Source organism: Curtobacterium sp. A7_M15 (assembly GCF_030705415.1).
Lineage (GTDB): Bacteria > Actinomycetota > Actinomycetes > Actinomycetales > Microbacteriaceae > Curtobacterium.
Genome location: NZ_JAUZED010000186.1, coordinates 1 through 3,538, shown reverse-complemented (window position 1 = coordinate 3,538; position 3,538 = coordinate 1). Strand labels below are relative to the sequence as shown.

2 protein-coding genes and 1 tRNA gene are annotated in these 3,538 nt (G+C 72.6%); 2 read left to right on the top strand and 1 reads right to left on the bottom strand.

Annotated features, from left to right (window positions below; all coding sequences use genetic code 11):
* Positions 1 to 51 precede the first annotated feature (51 nt).
* Together Q7F20_RS18110 and Q7F20_RS18105 are read left to right on the top strand one after the other, a co-directional pair.
* Positions 52 to 125, top strand: a tRNA-Leu gene (locus Q7F20_RS18110).
* Between the two features lie 63 nt (positions 126 to 188).
* The gene (locus Q7F20_RS18105; protein ID WP_305741450.1) at positions 189 to 1,529 is read left to right on the top strand and encodes a threonine/serine exporter family protein; all 1,341 of its coding nucleotides are present in this window, start codon (positions 189 to 191) and stop codon (positions 1,527 to 1,529) included.
* Positions 1,530 to 1,610: 81 nt separating this feature from the next.
* On the opposite strand, the gene Q7F20_RS18100 is transcribed toward Q7F20_RS18105, so the two are convergent.
* Positions 1,611 to 3,272, bottom strand: coding sequence for a class I adenylate-forming enzyme family protein (locus Q7F20_RS18100; RefSeq protein WP_305741449.1), 1,662 nt, complete (start codon positions 3,270 to 3,272; stop codon positions 1,611 to 1,613).
* Positions 3,273 to 3,538 lie beyond the last annotated feature (266 nt).

Here is a 3,538-nt window from a genome sequence, read left to right as displayed (position 1 = left end):
GGTCACCCTGGCGGGTGACCGCCTCGTCGCGTCGGTAGGCTGTTGCGGCCCGCCCCCGTGGCCCAATCGGTAGAGGCATGCGACTTAAAATCGCCGAGTTGTGGGTTCGAGTCCCACCGGGGGTACCGGCGGTGCGCCCGAGACTCGGGCCAGCGCGACCACGAACCCGCCCCCACTACGATGCTCGGGTGGTCGGATTCGGAAGCGCGCTCGCCAACCTGCGGAACGCCCTCGGCCGGCCCGAGGCCCACGTCGAGGTCGTGGACGGCGAGACCGTCCCCACCGGCATGCTGCTCGGCACGCTCGGGGCCCTGCTCCTCGACGCCGGCAGCTCGGTGACGGACGTCCGGTCCGCGCTCGAGAAGGCTCGGGACGCCGCCGGGGTCGGGCCGACGCTGGCCGTCGGGGTGCTCCCCGCCCTCGTCATGGTGAGCGAGGTCGCCACCGGTGCCGCCACCATCGTCAACGCCGAGGGCGTCGAACTCTCGAGCCGCCAGGCCGCACGGGCGAACCGGCTCGTGCTCCGCCTCGAGAGCGGCTCGATCGCCCTCGCCGAGATCCCCGCGCGGGTCCGGGCGATCCGCGCCGGGACCGTCCCTCCGCCCGCGCTGCCGTGGATCCTCGGGAACGCCCTGACCTCGGCCGGGCTCGCCGTGGTGTTCCGTTGCCCGTGGTGGGCGATCCTCGTGGCGCTGGCGGTCGGAGCCCTGGTGGGCGTGATCGGCCTGCTGCTACGGCGCTTCCGCGAGGCCGTGGCGATCATCCCCTTCCTCGCGGCCTTCGTGTCGACGACCATCGTCGGGCTCGTCGCCGCCGGCACCGGGTTCGACCACGTCCCGCTCTTCGCCGTCTGCGCCCCCGTGGCCGTGTTCGTGCCGGGAGCCCTCATCACCAACGCCCTGCTCGAGCTCACCGCGGCGGACATCGTGACCGGGTCCTCGCGGCTCGTGCAGGGACTCATCATGCTCGGTTTCATGGCCGCGGGCATCGCGTCCGGCAGCGCGCTGACGGGGTTGCACGTCGACCCGTCCTCGGCGGCACTCGTCGGCGAGGTCGCCGGCGTGGGCACGGACCGCGGCGGGTGGGAGGCCGTGCCGTCCTACTGGGTGTCGTGGGTCGCCGTGGTCGGACTGGCCGTCGGTCTCGGCCTGGTCTTCCGGTCGGGATGGCGGCTGACGCTCGTGTCCGTCGCGGTGATGGTCACGGCCTACGCGCTCGTGAGCGGGACGACGCCGCTGTGGGGCAGCGTCGTCGCGACCGGGGCGACCGCCGCCCTGCTGTTCGTCGCGACGCGGTTGCTCGAGCGGCTCGTACCGGCGATCCCGGCGACGGTCTCGTTCTTCCCCGCGTTCCTGCTGCTCGTGCCGGGGACGGTCGGGCTCGTCGCGGTCGCGACGTTCGACCCGGAGGCGCTGGCGACCCCGCTCGCGACGTTCGTCAGTCTCTGCATCGGCACGAAGCTCGGTGGGCTGCTGCCGGGGCTGTTCGCGCGGAACGCGCCGCACCGCGGGGTGGACGCGACCCAGTAGGGCAGGCGCGGCAGGCGCGGTGGACGCGACCCGCTGACGGCCTGGAGGCGCGGTGCCGGCCCGCACCGCGCCTCCTGTCCGTCACGGCGCGAGCAGGCGCCCCGCGGCCTGGTCCTCCACGGCGGTCGCCTTCGCGAGGTAGTGCACCTTCTTGCCCGTCGCGTTGTAGGGCAGCTCGGTGACGAACCGGTAGAGCCGCGGCCGCTTGTAGCGGGCGAGGCCGGGGTGCGAGCCGGTCCACTCCTCGAGGACGGCGGCTGCTTCGACGTCGTCCTCGGGCAGCCGCCCCGGTGCGCGGACGACGAAGGCCGTCACGACCTCGCCCCAGCGCTCGTCCGGGACACCGACCACGATCGAGTCGGCGACGCCCGGGTGCTCCTGCAGCGCGGCCTCGACCTGGACGGGGTGCACGTTCTCGCCACCGGAGATGATCATGTCGTCCTTGCGCCCGACGATCGTCACCCGCTCGTGCTCGTCCCACGTGGCGAGGTCGCCCGGGTAGAACCAGCCGTTCGCGAACTTCTCGGCCTCGAGACCGGGGTTGCGGTAGGAGTACCCGGACTTCACGGTGCGGACCGCGAACTCGCCGATCTCCGAGCCGTCCTTCGCCACGGTGTCGGTCGGGTCGGCCAGACGGTCCTCGTAGACCCGGACCACGGCGACGTCGTCGTCGGTGGAGGCGCGTCCGGTCGACCCGGCACCGTCGGGGAAGTCCTCGGGGCGGAGGAAGGTGTTCCAGAACGTCTCGGTCGTGCCGTACCCGTTGAAGATGCGGGGCGACAGGAGCTCCTGGTACCGGAGCGCGGCGGCCCGGTCCAGTGGTGCGCCCATCGTCACGATGCCGTTCAGGGAGGACAGGTCGCGGGGCCGCTGCTCCTGGGCGTTCGCGAGCTGCACGAGGTTCGGCGGAGCGCCGATGAGGAAGGTCAGCTGTTCGGACTCGACCAGGTCGAGCACCCGGTCGGCGTCGAAGTGCCGGAGCGTGGTGAGTTCGGCGCCGACGTAGAACACCGGGTTCGGGCCGCCGGAGTACAGGCCACCGCGGTGGAAGAGCGGCGACATGTTGAGGGTCTTGTCGAACGGGCTCAGCGGGAAGTGCATGATCACGTCGTGGGCGCTGAGCACTTCGACGAGGCTCGGCAGCGGGACCGGCTTCGGCCGCCCGGTCGTCCCGCTCGTGTACAGGCGCGTGGTCTCGTCGTAGGTGCTGCGGGGCTGGGTCGCGGCGAGTTCGTCGGCGGTGAGGGGGTGGCCGGCGAGGAGCGTCGCGAAGTCGTCGTGCTCGTCGCCGAGGGTCACGACGTGGTCCGGGCGGTGCGACGAGGTCTCGAGTGCTTGGACGATCTCGGCGTTCCGCGACGCATCGTGCACGAGGACGACGGGGGCGGAGTCCTCGATGATGAAGGCGACCTCGTCCGGTGCGAGCCGGAAGTTGGTCGGGGAGAACACCGCGCCGATGCGGTGCGCCGCCAGGTACAGGATCGCGAACTCGGGGGAGTTGAACAGCTCGACCATCACCACCGAGCCACGGCCGACCCCGTGCCGCACGAGCCACCCGGCGACGCGGTCGACGTCCGCGCCGAGCTCGGCGTACGTCCACGAGCGGTCGGTGTCCGGGTCGCGGAGCGCCGGCCGACCGGCGAAGCGGTGGGTGTTCCGGGCGAAGCCGTTGGCGTACGTGTAGCTGTGCTCGAAGACGTCGCGGAAGCGGGTCGGGTCGTAGTCGGATCGGGTCTCGGTCATCGTCGCTCCCAGCAGCGGTCGTGGTGCTGCACGCACCGTCCTCGGTGCTGCGCGCGCCGTTCGTGGTCTCGCACGCACCGTTCGTCAGCGTATCCGTGCAGCGGCCCCGGGCGGCAGCCCGATCCGGGCACTGACGGTGCCACGCTCAGGCGCGCTGGTCGAGCCGGGCTGCCCGCTGCTCGGTGCCTGCCCGCTGCGCGCTGCTTGCCCGCTGGTCGTTGCCCGCGGTGCGCGGCGCGTTGCCCGCGGTGCGCGGCGCGTTGCCC